This window comes from Streptomyces sp. NPDC096132 (assembly GCF_044763345.1).
Taxonomy (GTDB): domain Bacteria; phylum Actinomycetota; class Actinomycetes; order Streptomycetales; family Streptomycetaceae; genus Streptomyces.
Genome location: NZ_JBIWGA010000026.1, coordinates 128,307 through 145,140 on the forward strand (window position 1 = coordinate 128,307; position 16,834 = coordinate 145,140).

General features: G+C 72.3%; 14 protein-coding genes and 2 pseudogenes. 11 read left to right on the forward strand and 5 right to left on the reverse strand.

The window, feature by feature from the left end; genetic code table 11:
* Positions 1-3 precede the first annotated feature (3 nt).
* From ACIRF9_RS41640 to cimA, 7 genes are all read left to right on the forward strand, one after another.
* A complete protein-coding gene (locus ACIRF9_RS41640) occupies positions 4-1,332 on the forward strand; it encodes a KamA family radical SAM protein (protein WP_403833620.1) in 1,329 nt (442 codons plus the stop codon).
* Between the two features lie 122 nt (positions 1,333-1,454).
* The gene (gene ureA / locus ACIRF9_RS41645) at positions 1,455-2,129 is read left to right on the forward strand and encodes an urease subunit gamma (protein WP_403833622.1); all 675 of its coding nucleotides are present in this window, start codon (positions 1,455-1,457) and stop codon (positions 2,127-2,129) included.
* Positions 2,130-2,132: 3 nt separating this feature from the next.
* Positions 2,133-3,806, forward strand: a complete 1,674-nt coding sequence (locus ACIRF9_RS41650; protein ID WP_403833624.1) for an urease subunit alpha — start codon at positions 2,133-2,135, stop codon at positions 3,804-3,806.
* Between the two features lie 9 nt (positions 3,807-3,815).
* Positions 3,816-4,865: an agmatine/peptidylarginine deiminase gene (locus ACIRF9_RS41655; RefSeq protein WP_403833626.1), complete on the forward strand. Its 1,050-nt coding sequence runs from the start codon at positions 3,816-3,818 to the stop codon at positions 4,863-4,865.
* Positions 4,866-4,874: 9 nt separating this feature from the next.
* Positions 4,875-5,372: a hypothetical protein gene (locus ACIRF9_RS41660; RefSeq protein ID WP_403833628.1), complete on the forward strand. Its 498-nt coding sequence runs from the start codon at positions 4,875-4,877 to the stop codon at positions 5,370-5,372.
* Positions 5,369-5,968: a TetR/AcrR family transcriptional regulator gene (locus tag ACIRF9_RS41665; RefSeq protein WP_403833631.1), complete on the forward strand. Its 600-nt coding sequence runs from the start codon at positions 5,369-5,371 to the stop codon at positions 5,966-5,968. Before ACIRF9_RS41660 ends, ACIRF9_RS41665 begins: the two co-directional genes overlap by 4 nt.
* A gap of 284 nt (positions 5,969-6,252) precedes the next feature.
* The gene (cimA, locus tag ACIRF9_RS41670; protein WP_403833633.1) at positions 6,253-7,866 is read left to right on the forward strand and encodes a citramalate synthase; all 1,614 of its coding nucleotides are present in this window, start codon (positions 6,253-6,255) and stop codon (positions 7,864-7,866) included.
* A gap of 6 nt (positions 7,867-7,872) precedes the next feature.
* Here the strand turns inward: cimA and ACIRF9_RS41675 are convergent, their stop codons facing one another.
* Positions 7,873-8,475, reverse strand: coding sequence for a GPP34 family phosphoprotein (locus ACIRF9_RS41675; protein WP_403833635.1), 603 nt, complete (start codon positions 8,473-8,475; stop codon positions 7,873-7,875).
* A gap of 150 nt (positions 8,476-8,625) precedes the next feature.
* On the opposite strand from ACIRF9_RS41675, the gene ACIRF9_RS41680 reads away from it, so the two are divergent.
* Both ACIRF9_RS41680 and ACIRF9_RS41685 read left to right on the forward strand, forming a co-directional pair.
* Complete coding sequence (locus tag ACIRF9_RS41680; RefSeq protein WP_403833637.1) at positions 8,626-11,640, forward strand: glycoside hydrolase family 3 N-terminal domain-containing protein; 3,015 nt, start codon at positions 8,626-8,628, stop codon at positions 11,638-11,640.
* Between the two features lie 32 nt (positions 11,641-11,672).
* Positions 11,673-13,037: a hypothetical protein gene (locus ACIRF9_RS41685; protein ID WP_403833639.1), complete on the forward strand. Its 1,365-nt coding sequence runs from the start codon at positions 11,673-11,675 to the stop codon at positions 13,035-13,037.
* A 219-nt stretch (positions 13,038-13,256) separates the two neighbouring features.
* Here the strand turns inward: ACIRF9_RS41685 and ACIRF9_RS41690 are convergent, their stop codons facing one another.
* Both ACIRF9_RS41690 and ACIRF9_RS41695 read right to left on the reverse strand, forming a co-directional pair.
* On the reverse strand, positions 13,257-14,042 hold the full coding sequence (locus ACIRF9_RS41690) for a S1 family peptidase (RefSeq protein WP_403833642.1): 786 nt from the start codon (positions 14,040-14,042) through the stop codon (positions 13,257-13,259).
* 166 nt (positions 14,043-14,208) lie between these two features.
* On the reverse strand, positions 14,209-14,451 hold the full coding sequence (locus ACIRF9_RS41695) for a hypothetical protein (protein WP_403833645.1): 243 nt from the start codon (positions 14,449-14,451) through the stop codon (positions 14,209-14,211).
* Positions 14,452-14,694: 243 nt separating this feature from the next.
* Here ACIRF9_RS41695 and ACIRF9_RS41700 point away from each other — a divergent pair.
* Positions 14,695-14,991, forward strand: a pseudogene (locus ACIRF9_RS41700) (YdeI family protein); the annotation flags it as partial.
* Positions 14,992-14,998: 7 nt separating this feature from the next.
* On the opposite strand, the gene ACIRF9_RS41705 reads toward ACIRF9_RS41700, so the two are convergent.
* Complete coding sequence (locus tag ACIRF9_RS41705; protein WP_403833648.1) at positions 14,999-15,637, reverse strand: hypothetical protein; 639 nt, start codon at positions 15,635-15,637, stop codon at positions 14,999-15,001.
* Positions 15,638-15,739: 102 nt separating this feature from the next.
* On the reverse strand, positions 15,740-16,339 hold the full coding sequence (locus ACIRF9_RS41710) for a YceI family protein (RefSeq protein ID WP_403833651.1): 600 nt from the start codon (positions 16,337-16,339) through the stop codon (positions 15,740-15,742).
* A 325-nt stretch (positions 16,340-16,664) separates the two neighbouring features.
* Here ACIRF9_RS41710 and ACIRF9_RS41715 point away from each other — a divergent pair.
* Positions 16,665-16,834, forward strand: a pseudogene (locus ACIRF9_RS41715) (methylmalonyl-CoA carboxyltransferase); the annotation flags it as partial.

A 16,834-nucleotide genomic window follows, 5' to 3' on the forward strand; every position in this document is an offset into this window, starting at 1 on the left:
CAGATGAGCTCAGCGCACCACCCCGCTCCCGCTCCCCAGGGGAGCACCACCCGATTCCGCGCCCTGACCCCTCGTGACCTCGACGGCCTGCTGCAGCGGGTGTCCCTGTCAGCCTCCGAACGGCTCGCCCTGCGGGCGGTGTCGGCGGTGCTGCCGTTCCGTACCAACGCGTACGTCGTCGACGAGCTCATCGACTGGTCGGCCGTACCCGACGACCCCCTGTTCCGGCTGACCTTCCCGCAGGCCGGCATGCTGCCCGCACCCGACCTGCGCCGTATGGCGGACCTGCTCGCCCGGGACGCGCCCAGGACCGAACTGCTGCGCGCGGCCCACGAGATCCGGATGCGACTCAACCCGCACCCCTCGGGCCAGCTCGACGCCAACGTGCCCGTGCACGAGGGGCGCCGCCTCACCGGGCTCCAGCACAAGTACCCGGAGACCGTGCTGGTCTTCCCGCGCCAGGGCCAGACCTGCCACGCCTACTGCACGTACTGCTTCCGCTGGCCGCAGTTCGTCGGCGAGGCCGACCTGCGCATCGCCACCGACGACATCGACGCCACCACGGCCTATCTGCGTGCCCACCCGGAGGTCACCAGCGCGCTGATCACCGGCGGTGACCCGCTGGTGATGAGCACCGAGGTGCTCAGCCGCTACGTGGAACCGCTGCTGGAGATCGACACCATCCGCTCGGTGCGCATCGGCACCAAGTCGCTGGCCTTCTGGCCGTACCGCTTCACCCGGGACCGCGACGCCGACGACCTGCTCAGGCTCTTCGAACGGGTGGTGGCGAGCGGCCGCACCCTGGCGCTGATGGCCCACGTCACGCACCCGCGGGAACTGCACCCGCCGGTCGTGCGGCAGGCGGTGCGCCGGGTCCGTGGCACGGGCGCCGTGATCCGCTGCCAGGGGCCGCTGGTGGCCGGCATCAACGACAGCGCGGACGCCTGGGCCGAGCTGTGGGACGAGACGACGACCCTGGGTGCGGTGCCGTACTACCAGTTCGTGGAGCGGGACACCGGCCCGCAGGGGTACTTCGGGGTGCCGCTGGCCCGCGGGCACCAGATCTTCCGCGACGCCTACGCCCGTGTCTCCGGCCTCGCCCGCACCGTGCGCGGGCCGGTCATGTCGGCGATGCCCGGCAAGGTCTGCGTGGACGGCGTGGCCGAGGTGGCCGGCGAGAAGGTCTTCGTGCTGCACCTCATCCAGGCTCGCGACCCCGACCTCGTCGACCGCCCGTTCTTCGCGGCGTACGACGAGGGCGCCACCTGGTTCACCGATCTGAAGCCCGCGTTCGGCGCGAGCCGGTTCCTTCCGGGCCTGGACGCGCACTGACGCCTACCCTTGGAGCGGCGTTCAATGTGACGTGTCACAAGTGACGCGGCTGGGCCTTGGGCTTGCGCATCCCGCGTTTAGAGTGTTGTTCTAAACGCGGGAAGGCAAGGAGGTGCCGCGACATGAGACTCACCCCCACCGAACGGGACCGGCTGCTGCTCTTCGGAGCCGCCGAGCTGGCCCGTGCGCGCCGGGCCCGGGGCCTCAGGCTGAACGTGCCGGAGGCCACGGCCCTCATCGCCGACACCGTCTGCGAGGCGGCCAGGGACGGCGCCCGGCTCGCCGAGGCGATCGAACGCGGCCGCTCGGTCCTCGGGCCCGACGACGTCCTGCCCGGCGTGGCGGACGTCGTCACCGAGGTGCACGTCGAGGCCGTCTTCGACGACGGCTCGCGGCTCGCGGTCGTCAGCGATCCGATCGGCGGAGGGCTCGGCTCCCGGGCCCCCGGCGCGCTGCTGCCGGGCCCCGAGCACACCGAGCCCGGGGCAGCCGTGCGGCTGACCGTCACCAACACCGCCACCGTGCCCGTCTCGGTCACCTCCCACTTCCACTTCTTCGAGGTCAACCCGCGGCTCGACTTCGTACGGGAGCGGGCCTACGGCATGCGGCTCGCCGTCCCGGCCGGTTCGTCCGTGCGGTTCGGGCCGGGGGAGAGCACCGAGGTGGGGCTGGTGCCGATCGGCGGCGAGCGGGTCGCGATCGGCTTCGCCGGGCTGGTCGACGGACCGCTGGACGCGCCGGGTGCCAGGGAAGAGGCCCTGCGCCGGGCCGCCGCGTGCGGATACCTGGGGGCCTGAGCGATGGATCCCCACGAGTACGCCTCCGTGCACGGGCCGCGCGCCGGCGACCGCATCCGTCTCGGCGACTCGGGTCTCGTCGTCCGTGTCGAGTCCGACTCCCAGCGGTACGGCGACGAGTTCCTGGCCGGCTTCGGCAAGACCGCGCGCGACGGACTGCACCTCAAGGCCGCCGCCGTCCGCGAGACCTGCGACGTCGTGATCAGCAACGTGGTGGTGATCGACGCGGTCCAGGGGATCCGCAAGGTGTCCATCGGCATCCGCGAGGGCCGCGTCCACGCCATCGGACGGGCCGGGAACCCCGACACCCTCGACGGGGTCGACGTCGTCGTCGGCACCGGGACCTCCATCGTGTCCGGCGAGGGGCTGATCGCCACCGCCGGGGCCGTCGACACCCACGTCCACCTGCTGTCACCGCGCATCATGGAGGCCTCGCTGGCGTCCGGCGTGACCACGATCATCGGGCAGGAGTTCGGCCCGGTGTGGGGCGTCGGCGTCAACTCGCCCTGGGCGCTGCGGCACGCCTTCGACGCCTTCGACGCCTGGCCGGTCAACATCGGTTTCCTGGGCCGGGGCTCGTCCTCCCACCAGGCACCCCTGATCGAGGCGCTGGCCGAGGGCGGCGCGTCCGGCTTCAAGGTGCACGAGGACATGGGCGCCCACACCCGGGCGCTGGACACGGCCCTGCGGGTCGCCGAGGAACACGACGTCCAGGTCGCCCTGCACAGCGACGGACTGAACGAGTGCCTGAGCGTCGAGGACACCCTGCGGGTCCTGGAGGGCCGCACCATCCACGCCTTCCACATCGAGGGCTGCGGCGGCGGACACGTTCCCAACGTGCTGAAGATGGCGGGCGTCCCGAACGTCATCGGCTCCTCCACCAACCCCACCCTCCCCTTCGGCCGGGACGCCGTCGCCGAGCACTACGGCATGATCGTCTCCGTCCACGACCTGAAGCCCGACCTGCCCGGCGACGCCGCCATGGCCCGCGACCGCATCCGCGCCGGAACCATGGGCGCCGAGGACGTCCTGCACGACCTGGGCGCGATCGGCATCACCTCGTCCGACGCACAGGGCATGGGCCGGGCCGGCGAGACCGTCCGCCGTACCTTCGCGATGGCCGGGAAGATGAAGGCCGAGTTCGGCGCCCCGGACGACGACCACGACAACGAGCGCGTGCTGCGCTACCTGGCCAAGCTGACCATCAACCCGGCCCTCGCGCACGGCCTCGCGCACGAGGTCGGGTCGATCGAGACCGGCAAGCTCGCCGACATCGTGCTGTGGCGGCCGGAGTACTTCGGCGCCAAGCCGCAACTGGTGCTCAAGGCCGGCTTCCCGGCCTACGGCGTGGTCGGCGACCCCAACGCCGCGACGGACACCTGCGAACCCCTCGTCCTCGGACCGCAGTTCGGGGCGTACGGCGCCACACCCGCCGACCTCTCCGTCGCCTTCGTCGCCCGGGCCGCCCTCGACCAGGGGAACGACCGGATGCCGACCCGGCGCCGCAGGGTCGCGGTCCGCGGCACCCGCGGCATCGGCCCGGCCGACCTGCGCCTCAACTCCCGTACCGGAGCGGTGGACGTCGATCAGCGCACCGGCCTGGTCACGCTCGACGGCGAGCCGATCCGCTCGGAGCCCGCCGACTCCGTCTCCCTCAACCGCCTCTACTTCCTCTGAGGATCACCGATGAGCACGCCCGCCGCCGACGGCTTCCGCATGCCCGCCGAATGGACCCCGCACGAACGCACCTGGATGGCGTGGCCGGGACCCAACCCCACCTTCGCCGACGGCGACGACCTGGCCGCCGCCCGCGCCGCCTGGGCGAGGGTCGCCCGGACCGTCCGCCGCTTCGAGCCGGTGACGGTGGTGTGCGGGCCCGGACAGTCGGCCGAGGCCCGTTCCCTGCTGGGCGAGGGCGTCGACGTGGTCGAACGCGACCTCGACGACGCCTGGATGCGCGACATCGGCCCCACCTTCCTCACCGGCGCCGACGGCGAACTCGCCGCCGTCGACTGGACGTTCAACGGCTGGGGCGCCCAGGACTGGGCCCGCTGGGAGCACGACGCGAAGATCGCCGCGCATGTCGCCGACCTCGCGGGGGCACGGACGTACGCCTCGAAGCTGGTCAACGAGGGCGGCGCGATCCACGTCGACGGCGAGGGGACGGTCCTGCTGACGGAGACCGTCCAGCTCGGCCCGGAACGCAACCCGCGCTGGAGCAGGGAGGAGGTGGAGGCCGAGATCCACGCCATGCTCGGCACCCGCAAGGCGATCTGGCTGCCGCGCGGCCTCACCGGCGACTATCCCCCGTACGGGTTCGGCACCCTCGGCCATGTCGACATCGTCGCCGCCTTCGCCGCCCCCGGGGTGGTGGTGGCGCACCGGCAGCCCGACCCCGCGCACCCCGACCACCAGGTCACGAAGGAGGTCATCGGCATCCTGAGCGCCCAGACCGACGCCCGGGGCCGCCGCCTGGAGGTCGTCGACGTCCCCGCCCCGACCGTCCTGGAGGCCGACGGCCACTGGGCCGACTACTCCTACATCAACCACTACCTCTGCAACGGCGGAGTCGTGCTGTGCGGCTTCGACGACCCGCGCGACGACCTCGCGGCCGACATCTTCCGCCGCCTCTTCCCCGAGCGCGCCGTGACGCTCGTGGACGCCCGGACGATCTTCGCGGGCGGCGGCGGCATCCACTGCATAACCCAGCAGCAGCCGAGGGCCCAGGTCAGGTAGAACGTACGGGTGATCGTGCTGAACTGCGCCACGTGCGGAAGACGACTGACCGAGCCGGTCCGGCAGCTCGACGAGATGCCCGAGTACCCCGGCTGGGACGGTCTCCCGGGGCCGGACGGCCGGCGGCACGGCCCGCCGAGCGTCCCGCGCGGGACGTACGTCGTCGACCCGCTGCCGTTCGGAGCGCCGTTCGAGCCGTTCGTGCCGAGCGGCCCCGGCGACAAGTACGACGGGATCGTGCCCGGCGGCATGTGGATGTCGGACGAGCGGGGCTTCCTGGTCGCCGCCGGGCCGCGCGGCACCTACGTGCTGCACCCGGACGACGTGGTGGACATCGCCCCGCACCCCGACCCGTACCGCCTCGTCGGCTGCTGCGGTCCGGACGGCCGGGCCGGGATCAACCACGTCTGCGGCTGCGGGGCCGAGGTCGCCGTCGTGGCCGCCGACTGCTGCAGCGGCTACGAGACGCGGCTCGTCCCCGACGCCGTACAGGTGACCGCCGTATGAGCCCCACCCGCCGCACCCCGGCCCCACCGCGCGAGCGGATCCTCGCCGCCGCCATGGCGATGATCGCCGAACGCGGTCTGGAGAAGCTCACCATGGCCGCGCTCGGCCGCGAGGTGGGCATGAGCAGCGGGCACCTCCTCTACTACTTCCACTCCAAGGACGAGCTCCTGCTGCAGACCCTGGAGTGGAGCGAGGGCCGACTGGGCACCGAGCGGGCCCGGCTGCTGGCCCGGCCCGCGAGCGCCCGGGAGCGGCTCGACGCCTACGTCGACCTGTACGTACCCGACGGCCACCGCGACCCGCACTGGACGCTCTGGCTGGAGGTCTGGAACCGCTCGCAGAACGCCGACGGCGCGGCCCGCGACCGGCAGGCCGCCATCGAGGGCGCCTGGCACCGCGACCTGGCGGCCCTGCTGGCGGAAGGGGTCTCACGAGGCGAGTTCCGCCGCGTGGACGCCGACCGTTTCGCGGCCCGGCTGCGGGCGCTGCTGGACGGTTTCTCCATCCATGTGGCGATCGGACTGCGCGGCACGGACCGGGGGCAGGTGCTGGCGCACGTCCGTGAGTTCCTCGAGACGGCTCTGCTCGCATCCTGAGACGCCCGGTTCACGCCGGGGCGGCTTGTGCCAGACTGCCCCCGTGCTCTCGTTCGCCACGATTATTGGCAGCAGGCGCGCCGGTCCGCAGTGACCACCACGTACGACCAGGTACGGGTGGCCACCGTCGTCCTCGACCCGCGCGCAGACCTCTCGCACCCGCGAGAGGTTTTTCGCTTTTCTGGCCCACCCGCAGCCGGGAGCGCAGCGCACGGAGGACCATGGGGACGGTGGAGCCGGTCATTCCGGTAAGACCGAAGATCCACAACAGGAGCCTTGAGACCATGACCGAGACGGCAACCAGCGAGCTCGACGACTCGTTCCACGTCTTCGACACCACCCTGCGCGACGGCGCCCAGCGGGAGGGCATCAACCTCACCGTCGCCGACAAGCTCGCGATCGCACGGCACCTGGACGACTTCGGCGTCGGCTTCATCGAGGGCGGCTGGCCCGGCGCCAACCCGCGCGACACCGAGTTCTTCGCCCGCGCCCAGCAGGAGATCGACTTCCAGCACGCCCAGCTGGTCGCCTTCGGCGCGACCCGCCGCGCGGGCGCGAAGGCGGCCGAGGATCCGCAGGTCAAGGCGCTCCTGGACTCCGGGGCCCCGGTCATCACCCTCGTCGCCAAGTCCCACGACCGGCATGTCGAGCTGGCCCTGCGCACCACCCTGGACGAGAACCTGGAGATGGTCCGCGACACCGTCTCCCACCTGCGCGAGCAGGGCCGCCGGGTCTTCGTCGACTGCGAGCACTTCTTCGACGGCTACCGCGCCAACCCGGAGTACGCCAAGGCGGTCGTCCGGGCCGCCTCGGAGGCCGGCGCGGACGTGGTCATCCTCTGCGACACCAACGGCGGCATGCTCCCGGCGCAGGTGCAGGCGGTCGTCTCGACGGTCCTCGCCGACACGGGCGCCCGGCTCGGCATCCACGCCCAGGACGACACCGGCTGCGCGGTGGCCAACACCCTCGCCGCGGTGGACGCCGGCGCGACCCACGTCCAGTGCACGGCGAACGGCTACGGCGAGCGCGTCGGCAACGCGAACCTGTTCCCGGTCGTCGCCGCCCTGGAGCTGAAGTACGGCAGGAAGGTCCTCCCGGACGGTCACCTGCGCGAGATGACGAGGATCTCGCACGCGATCGCGGAGGTCGTGAACCTCACCCCCTCCACCCACCAGCCGTACGTGGGGGTCTCGGCCTTCGCGCACAAGGCCGGCCTGCACGCGTCGGCGATCAAGGTCGACCCGGACCTGTACCAGCACATCGACCCCGAGCAGGTCGGCAACACCATGCGCATGCTGGTGTCCGACATGGCCGGCCGGGCGTCGGTCGAGCTCAAGGGCAAGGAACTCGGCGTCGACCTCGGCGGGGACCGCGAGCTGGTCGGCCGGGTCGTCGAGCGCGTCAAGGAGCGCGAGCTCAGGGGCTACACGTACGAGGCGGCGGACGCGTCCTTCGAGCTGCTGCTGCGCACGGAGGTGCAGGGCGGCAAGCCGCTGCGCTACTTCGAGGTCGAGTCCTGGCGGGCCATCGTCGAGGACCGCCCCGACGGCACCCACGCCAACGAGGCCACCGTGAAGCTGTGGGCCAAGGGCGAGCGCATCGTCGCCACGGCGGAGGGCAACGGCCCGGTGAACGCCCTCGACCGTGCCCTGCGGGTCGCGCTGGAGAAGATCTACCCGCAACTGGCCAAGCTCGAGCTGGTGGACTACAAGGTCCGCATCCTCGAGGGCGTCCACGGCACCCAGTCCACCACCCGTGTCCTGATCTCCACGACCGACGGGTCGGGGGAGTGGTCCACGGTGGGCGTGGCCGAGAACGTCATCGCCGCTTCCTGGCAGGCCCTGGAGGACGCGTACACGTACGGGCTGCTGCGGGCCGGAGTGCAGCCGGCCGAGTAGCCGCGGTCAGAACCCCCGCCAGACGTTGTCGAAGGCGGCGTCCTCCACGCGCCGCCGCTGGCGTACGGCCTCCAGTTCCGTCAGCGCGCCGTTGACCGCCGCGAGCACGGTCACCACCGACTCGTCGGCCGGGACCGGGGGCTCGTCCGCCGCTCCCTCGGGGATGCCCAGGGCGGCGGCGAGAGCGGCCAGGACGGGCTCTCGGGAGGCCCAGCGCTCAGCGGCACGGGCCCGGGCCGGCGACTCGGCGGGGGTGTCGCGGCCGCCCGTCGACAGCAGTCGGTGGTGGGGTCGGCCGACGCGCTCCTCCGCCTCCAGCTCGGCGGCGTGGGCCGCGGCCAGGCCGTCCCCCCGCCGCCACAGCCAGTCCTCGACCGACTCGTACGGCGCCTGCCGGACGAGCGCCGCCCCGGCCTCGTCCAGCAGCCGGTCACCCGTTGCCGGCACGAGTCCTGCAACGATGCGTTCGTCGTCCAGCGTGACCGCCCCGGCGGCGAGCAGATCGACCAGCTCGGCCCCCGCGAGGGCGAGCGACAGGTCCCCCCGCTCCACGGGCCGCCCGGACGGGACGTCCAGGGAGACGATCAGCAGATCCCGGGCCGTGGTCATGTCCCACTCCAGTGCTGTGACGGTTTCCTCCCATGGTCCACCCGTCGTGGCCGAACAGCTTCCCCAGTCTCTTGACGGGTCGCGGAGCCGTTAGTTCACTCACGGCGTGAGCTAAGTCCTGAGTGAACCATGAGAGCCGAGGGAAGGTCCATGCGAAGAACCGCCCTGCTCGTCTCCACCGCCCTGTTCGCCGCTCTGCTGTCCCCGGCCGCCGTCCGGGCGGCCGCCGAAGACCCCGCCCCCACCCCCGTCGACCGCTTCGAGGGCGAGGTCCCCTTCGCCGGCCAGCCCGCCGAGGGGATCTTCACCTGGGGCAGTGACGCCGACGACCCGCCCACGCTGCGGCTGGCCGACCGCGCCGACGCACCCGAGGGCGAGAAGGTCCTCACCGGCACCTACGACATCAGCGGCTGGGGCGGCTTCACCCACGACTACGCCGCGACCGAGCCCGCCCACGACTGGTCGGCCCACCGGGGCATCCGCTTCTGGTGGGAGGGCCGCAGCACCGGCCGCTCAGTCGCCTTCGAGATCAAGGACGGCGGCGCCCACGGCGAGGCATCCGAACTGTGGACGACCTCCTTCACCGACGACTTCACCGGCTGGAAGCGGATCGAGATCCCCTTCACCGACTTCCGGTACCGCACCGACTACCAGCCGGTCGGCGGCATCGACCACGTCCTCGGGCTGACGCAGATGTGGGGATACGCGCTCACCCTGCCCGCCGGCACCCGGGGCGACTTCGCCATGGACGGCGTCGAACTGTACGGCCGGGCCGACCAGTCCCTGCGCGCCTCCGTCACCACCGACGCGGCCGTGTACCCGGTGCGGGAGGGCGGCACGGCGACGGTCCGGGTCACCGTGGCCACCACCGGCTCCGCCCCGATCGACGAGCCCGTGACGGTGACCTACGAGACGGCCGGCGGCACCGCCGAGCCCGGCCGTGACTACACCCCGGCCACCGGCACCCTCACCTTCCCCGCGGGCACCGCCTCCGGCACGACCCGCGCGATCCAGGTCCCGACCCTGAAGGACAGGGCCGCAGAAGCCGCCGAGACGGTCCCCCTGAAACTGACGGTCACCGGTGCGAAGGCGCCCGCCGAGACCCCCCAGGTCGTCGTCGACGCGCACGGACTGCCGTATCTGGACAGCCGGTTGCCGGTGCAGAAGCGCGTCGCCGACCTGCTCTCCCGGATGTCCCTGGCCGAGAAGGCGGGCCAGATGACCCAGGCCGAGCGCGGCGCGCTGACGGCCCCGGGCGACATCGCCGCGTACGACCTCGGCTCGCTCCTGTCCGGCGGCGGCTCCACACCGACGCCCAACACGCCCGAGGCCTGGGCGAGGATGATCGACGGCTTCCAGCTGCGGGCACGGGCCACCAGGTTCCAGATCCCGCTCGTCTACGGCGTGGACGCCGTGCACGGCCACAACAACCTGGTCGGCGCCACGGTCATGCCGCACAACATCGGCATCGGCGCCACCCGCGACCCCCGACTCGCCGAGCGGACCGGCGAGGTGACCGCCGCCGAGGTCCGCGCCACCGGCGTCCCCTGGGACTTCGCCCCCTGCCTCTGTGTCACCCGCGACGAACGCTGGGGCCGCTCCTACGAGTCCTTCGGCGAGGACCCGGCGCTCGTCGAGTCCATGGAGACGGTGATCCAGGGCCTCCAGGGCCGCCCCGACGGACGGGACCTGCAGGACGACGACCGGGTCCTCGCCACGGCCAAGCACTTCGTCGGCGACGGCGGTACCACCTACGGCTCCTCCACCACCGGCACGTACACCATCGACCAGGGCGTCACCGAGGTCACCCGGCAGCAGCTGGAGGCCGTCCATCTGGCGCCCTACCAGGAGGCGGTCGACCGGGGCGTCGGCACGGTCATGCCCTCGTACTCCTCCCTCGACCTCGCGGGTGACGGCCGGGGCCCGGTGAGGATGCACGCCCGCGCCGACATGATCAACGGCGTGCTCAAGGACCGTATGGGCTTCGACGGCTTCGTCATCAGCGACTGGGCGGCCATCGACCAGCTCCCCGGCGACCTCGCGAGCGACGTCCGTACGTCGGTCAACGCCGGTCTGGACATGATCATGGTCCCGTACGCGTACAAGGACTTCACGAGGACGCTGGTCGACGAGGTGACCGCGGGCCGGATCGGCGAGCGGCGGATCGACGACGCCGTCTCCCGCATCCTCACCCAGAAGTTCCGGCTCGGCCTCTTCGAGCACCCCTACGCCGACACGAGCGGCGCCGCGGACATCGGCTCCGCCGCCCACCGGGCCGTGGCACGGCAGGCGGCCGCCGAGTCGCAGGTGCTGCTGAAGAACGACGGGGGGCTGCTCCCCCTGAAGAAGACACAGAAGGTGTACGTCGCCGGATCCAACGCCGACGACATCGGCAACCAGACCGGCGGCTGGACGGTCACCTGGCAGGGCGCGTCCGGTGCCGTCACCCCCGGCACGACCATCCTGGAGGGCATGCGCGGGACCGGCGCCGCCATCACCTGGTCCAAGGACGCCTCCGCACCCCTGACCGGCCACGACGTCGGTGTGGTCGTCGTCGGCGAGACCCCGTACGCCGAGGGCGTCGGAGACGTCGGCAACGGCAACGACCTGGAGCTGACCGCCGCCGACAAGGCGGCCGTGGACAAGGTGTGCGCCGCGATGAAGTGCGTGGTGCTGATCGTCTCCGGGCGCCCCCAGCTGATCGGGGACCGGCTCGGCGAGATCGACGCCCTGGTCGCCTCCTGGCTGCCGGGCACGGAGGGCGACGGCGTGGCCGACGTGCTCTACGGCAGGCGCGCCTTCACCGGACAGCTGCCCCTCACCTGGCCCCGCTCCGAGGCCCAGCTGCCGATCAACGTCGGCGACCCGGCGTACGACCCGCAGTTCCCGTACGGCTGGGGCCTGACGACGCTGACGAAGGCGCCGGAGGGCGGCGCGGCGACGCTGCGGGCGCTCGGTGCCGCGGCCAGGGCCGCCGAGCGGGCCGGGGCCGACGCCCGGGGCCGCGCCCTGGTCACCCGGGCCCGGCTGATCGTCCAGCGGAAGGCGGGCCAGGGCGTCACGGCGGCGTTCGCGAAGCCGTTCGCCGAGGCGGACCACCTGCTGCTCACCGGGCGGTACGGGGCGGCGGTGGCGAAGCTGACGGAGGCCTATCGAGCGGGGTGACCAGTTTGGGAGGCTTCGGGTAGTTTCGAGTTATGAACGGTGTCGTCGTACGGCCCCGGAGCCTCCCCGTGCTGGTGCTGCTGGCGGTGGCGCTGGCCGTGCTGACCGTGCTCGCACCCCGGGCGACGGCCACCACCGGCGTCTCGAAGATCGCAGAGGCGCTCCGCTCGAGCCCCGTCTACGTCGATCCGGCCGCGTCCGCCCAGCTCTCCCCGGCGGACGCGCACGCCCTCGAACAGCGGATCGAGGACGCCGACAAGCCGCTGCTCATCGCCGTCCTGCCCGCGGATCAGCCGACCGCGGACCTCTTCACCGACCTCCGCACGGCCACCGGCATCACCGGCCTGTACGCGATCCGCCTCGGCGACCGCTTCGACGCCCGCGCCGACGCCTCCGTCATGCCGCGCACGGCCGTCCGCAACCTGGTGGCCAGCGTCCAGGACGAGAGCGACGCCAAGGCCCAGCTGGACGCCTTCACCGACCGGGCGCTGGCCAACATGGGTGGCTCGGCGCCCGCGAGCTGGAGCTCGTCCGACGGCGGGAACGGGGTCTCGACGACCGCCCTGATCACCGTCGGCGCGGTCCTGGTCGCGGGCGGCGCGGGTGCCTACACCCTGGTCCGCCGCAACCGCCGCCGGCACGCCGAGGAGCAGCGGGCGGCGCTGGAGCGGCTGCGGGTGGTGGTCGACGAGGACATCACCGCCTTCGGCGAGGAACTGGACCGCCTGGACTTCCACCCGGCCGAGCCGGGCGCCGACGACGCCATGCGGGCCGACTACGAACGCGCCCTGGACGCCTACGACCGGGCGAAGTCGGCGATGGCCGCGGCCGGCAGACCGGAGGACGTGCGCGCCGTCACCCAGGCCCTGGAGGACGGCCGCTTCTCCCTCGCCCAGCTGGCCGCCCGCCGGGAGCGTCGGCCCCAGCCGGAGCGCCGCCCGCCCTGCTTCTTCGACCCCCGCCACGGCCCCTCCGCCACCGACGCGACCTGGACCCCGCCGGGCGGGGCCCCGCGCGAGGTCCCGGTCTGCGCGGCGGACGCCACCCGGCTGGCCGACGGCCGCGATCCGGTGATCCGCGAGGTGGACAGCGACTACGGCCGCCGCCCCTACTGGGAGGCCGGCCCCGCCTACGGCCCCTGGGCCGGCGGCTACTTCGGCGGCGGCCTCCTGCCCGGCCTCCTCGTCGGCACGCTGCTCGGCAGCCTGATGGCCACCCCGTCCTACGCCACCGACTACGGCAGCGGCTACGGCGACTTCGGCGGCGCCGGGTACGAGGGCGGCGACGTCTCCGGGGCCGACTTCGACCCGGGCGACTTCGGCGGCGGCTTCGGAGACGGCGGCGGTTTCGGCGGAGGGGACTTCGGGGGCGGCGGAGACTTCGGCGGCGGCTTCTGAGAAGGGAGGCTTCCGAGAAGGGAGGCTTCCGAGAGGGGGGCGAGGGGGGCGCGCCGGAGTCGGCGCCCCCAGGGGCGCGGGGCTGTGCCGGTCAGCGGCTCCGCCGCGGGGCGTGACCAGCCCCCCACGACCCCGCACTCGGAGCACGGCCCCGGCAGCGGAGGGACCGGCCCCGACGCCCACCGGCACCGGATCCGGCCCCTCCGCGAAGCGCGACCGCTAGAGCGAGGCCGCCGCCGCGGCGATCGCCGAGGCGAAGGTGGACACCTCGGAGTAGACGCCGGGCGCGTTGGGCCGGGCGCAGCCGATGCCCCAGCTCACGATGCCGACCTGGATCCACTGGTTGGCCGAGTCCCGGCGGAACATCGGGCCGCCGGAGTCGCCCTGGCAGGTGTCGACGCCGCCGGACGCGTACCCGGCGCAGATCTCGTCACTGGCGACCAGCCCGCTGTAGCCGCTGTAGGTGCGACAGGTCGCGTCGCTCACGAACGGCACGGTGGCCTTGAGCAGGTACCGCTGCTGGGCGCCGCCCTCGGTCGCGGATCCCCAGCCGGCGACGGTGAAGGTGCCGGTGTTGTACTGCGTGGTGGTGGCGATCTTCAGGGTGGACTGGGTGGTGATGGGCGAGGCGAGCTTGATGAGCGCCCAGTCCTTGCCGTTGCCGTTGTAGCCGGGGGCCCGGTACACGTACGTGGACCTGACCTGGACGCGGCCGCTGGTCGACTGGAGGTCCACGACACCGGCGGTGGCGGTGATGCTGGTGTTGGCGCCGGTCCCGCTCACGCAGTGCGCGGCGGTGAGCACGATCTGCTGGGTGTAGAGCGCGCCGCCGCAGCCCATCGAGAGCCGGACCATGAACGGGAACTCGCCCTGCGCGGCACGGGTTCCGCCGACGACGGGGGAGGGGGCGGCCTGCGCGGCCGTGACGGGCTGAAGGCTCGCGACGGCGAGGGCGGTCGCGCCGACGGCCACGAGTCTCTTGAGGGCGGTGAGGAGCTTCTTCACTGTGCTGCCTCCGTGGGGGGTGGAGAGTGAGAGTGGGACTGGCGTGTCCATGTCACATCACACGGCAAAGAAAGACCCATGCGCTGGCATGGTCAGGTCAAATCCGTTGCTGGATTATGTGAACCCTGTGAGCCCCCGCACAAGGGGGTCGATTCAGCCACACCCGCTACGCCCCCGGCACCCCGAGCCGCGTGAGCGGCCACCGCGAGGCGGCGTAGCGCTCACCGGCGGCATGCCACCAGGGGGGTGGCGAGGGGGCTTCGACCGCGGCGGACGCCTGCTCGGGATGCAGACCGAGCGCGACCAGCGCCCGCCCGTCGACGAACACGCCGAACGAGCCCCACCAGTGCCCGTCGTCCCCGATCCCACAGGCGAGATCCCAGCGCACCTGGTCGGCCGCGAAGGGCATCCAGTCGATCCCGCGCTCCCGCAGTCAACCGCGCACGGCGGCCAGGGGAGTCGGACGCCCCGGAAGGTTCGGGTACGAGGCGACGAGGACCCAGTCGGTCGATGCGACGGGCGAGGTGTCCAAGGGAGTTGCTCCAGTCCGGGGTGCGACAGGCTATCGCGGTCCCACGAGGACGGTACCTGGCCTGTTCCGGCTCTACGGTGGCCGTATGACCGACGCGGCCGACCCCCGGACGAGAAGGCCGAGCTGACCGCCGAGGGGCGGATGCGGCCCGGTGGCCTCGCGGAGGTGGCGGCCGCGCGGGCGGACGGCCGGTGGGCGGCGGCGTACGCCTCGCAGAAGGAAGCGGAGGTTCCCGAGGAGTTCGTGGCCGCGCTGGAGCACAACCCACGGGCCAGGGCGGTGTTCGAAGGGCTCGGCAGGACGGACCGGTACCTCGTCGTGCTCGGCCTGCTCCGGGCCCGCACCCCGCAGAGCCGCGCGGCGCAACTGGCGGCCGCCCTCGCCAAGCTGGAGGCGGCCGCCCGTACGTCCCGGTGAGCCGTCGTCAGTCCTGCGCCGCCGATTTGGCGAAGCCGAGCAGTTCCTCGAAGTCGATCGCCCCGGGATCCCCGTGCGCGTTCTCCGGCACGTGCATGTGCCCGCACACCCCCTTGAACGCGTTCCACCCCGCACGGCTCATCCGCTGCCCGCCCCCGTTCCCGGCGGACCTCGGGTACGCCGGCCACAGCGCCGGCCCGCGCAGCGGCACGTCGTGGTGGATGTGCATCCACGCCAGGTACTGGGCGACGCCCCGCAGCGCCCACTCGGGGGCCTTGGGCCAGTAGATGTGGGCCGGGTCGCCGTTCTGCCACTGGGTGTGGCGCTCGGGGTCGCAGGTGCCGACGAGTTCCACCTGGCAGACGTTGAGGGTGTTGGTCTCGACACCGCCGGGCAGATTGACGAGCGCCCGCGAGGAGATGTCGATGTCGAAGTGCTGGTACCACCTCAGCCGCTTGGCGCCGAAGTCCGGCACGGCCGTGAGGTTCGGCGCGCTCGCACCGCCCTGGTAGCCGGGCAGCGAACGGCCCTCGGTGGTGTGGAGAACGACGACGTTGACCTCCATACGGTCACCGCCGAACTTGCTCTGGTACCAGTGGTCGCGGTTCGCGTCCGGGTAGTGCTGGGGTCCGGTCCTGGTGCTCATGACCGCGACTGTGGCACAGGTCACAGAAAGCGGCCGGACCTATACCGCTTCCGGCCGCTATCTACTGTTTCCTGCTGTTTTCTGTCCTGTGCGGACGCGGGCTCACGCGTTCTTGATCGCCGAAATGTCGAAGTTCAGCTTGATCTTGTCCGAGACCAGCACGCCCCCGGTCTCCAGTGCCGCGTTCCAGGTCAGCCCCCACTCGGAGCGCAGGATCTCCGCCTTGCCCTCGAAGCCGACGCGCTCGTTGCCGAACGGGTCCTTGGCGGAGCCGTTGAACTCCAGGTCGATGGTGATCGCCTTGGTGACGCCGAGGATGCTCAGGTCGCCGGTGATGCGGTAGTCGTCGCCGCCCAGGGCCTCGGCGGAGGTGGAGCGGAAGGTCATCGTCGGGAACTCGTCGATCTTGAAGAAGTCCGAGCTCTTCAGGTGGCCGTCACGGTCGGCGGACCCGGTGTCTATGCTCTCCATCTTGACGTCGATGGAGGCGGTGGACCGGGACGGGTCGCCGCCGTCCAGGTGCAGCGAGCCGGTGAAGTCGTTGAACTTGCCCTTGACGTTCGTGACCATCGCGTGGCGGGCGACGAAGCCGATCGTCGAGTGCGCCGGGTCGATCGCGTAGTCGCCGGTGAGCGCGGCGAGGTCCGCGGTGACGGCGGCGGTGGTGGTCTCGCCGGTGTCCTTGCGGCCGAAGATGCCCATGACGTGCCTCCTGGGGATGGGGAAGATCGCTGATGTTTAATCTTCAACGACGTCAACATGGGGGAGCGTAGACCTATTCCGGCGCCAACCCGATCAGGCGCGCCGCGTCACTCCGTCGGCGGACGCCCGGCGGCGCGCCGCGCGGACCGGTGTGAAGCGGGTCTCACCGCACCCCTTTGTGTGACCCCTACAAGCCACAAGCCTCCTGAGCAGTCAGAACGCCTGCATGCCCCCACGGTTCTGTTCAGTGGTACCAGGAAAACGCGCCGGAGACTGTACGGAGTCGACGTCTCCCTTTCCTTGGCGGGCTTCGTAAGGTCGCTACATGACCGTTTTGGAAGAGACGACGGGTGAGCCCACCGCGGAACCCTCGGAGCCCACGGACGCGCGCGGGCGCGTGGCGGAGCTGCACGAGATCCGTGCGCGGGCGCTGGCCGGTCCGAGCGAGAAGGCGACCGCGGCGCAGCATGCCAAGGGCAAGCTGACCGCCCGGGA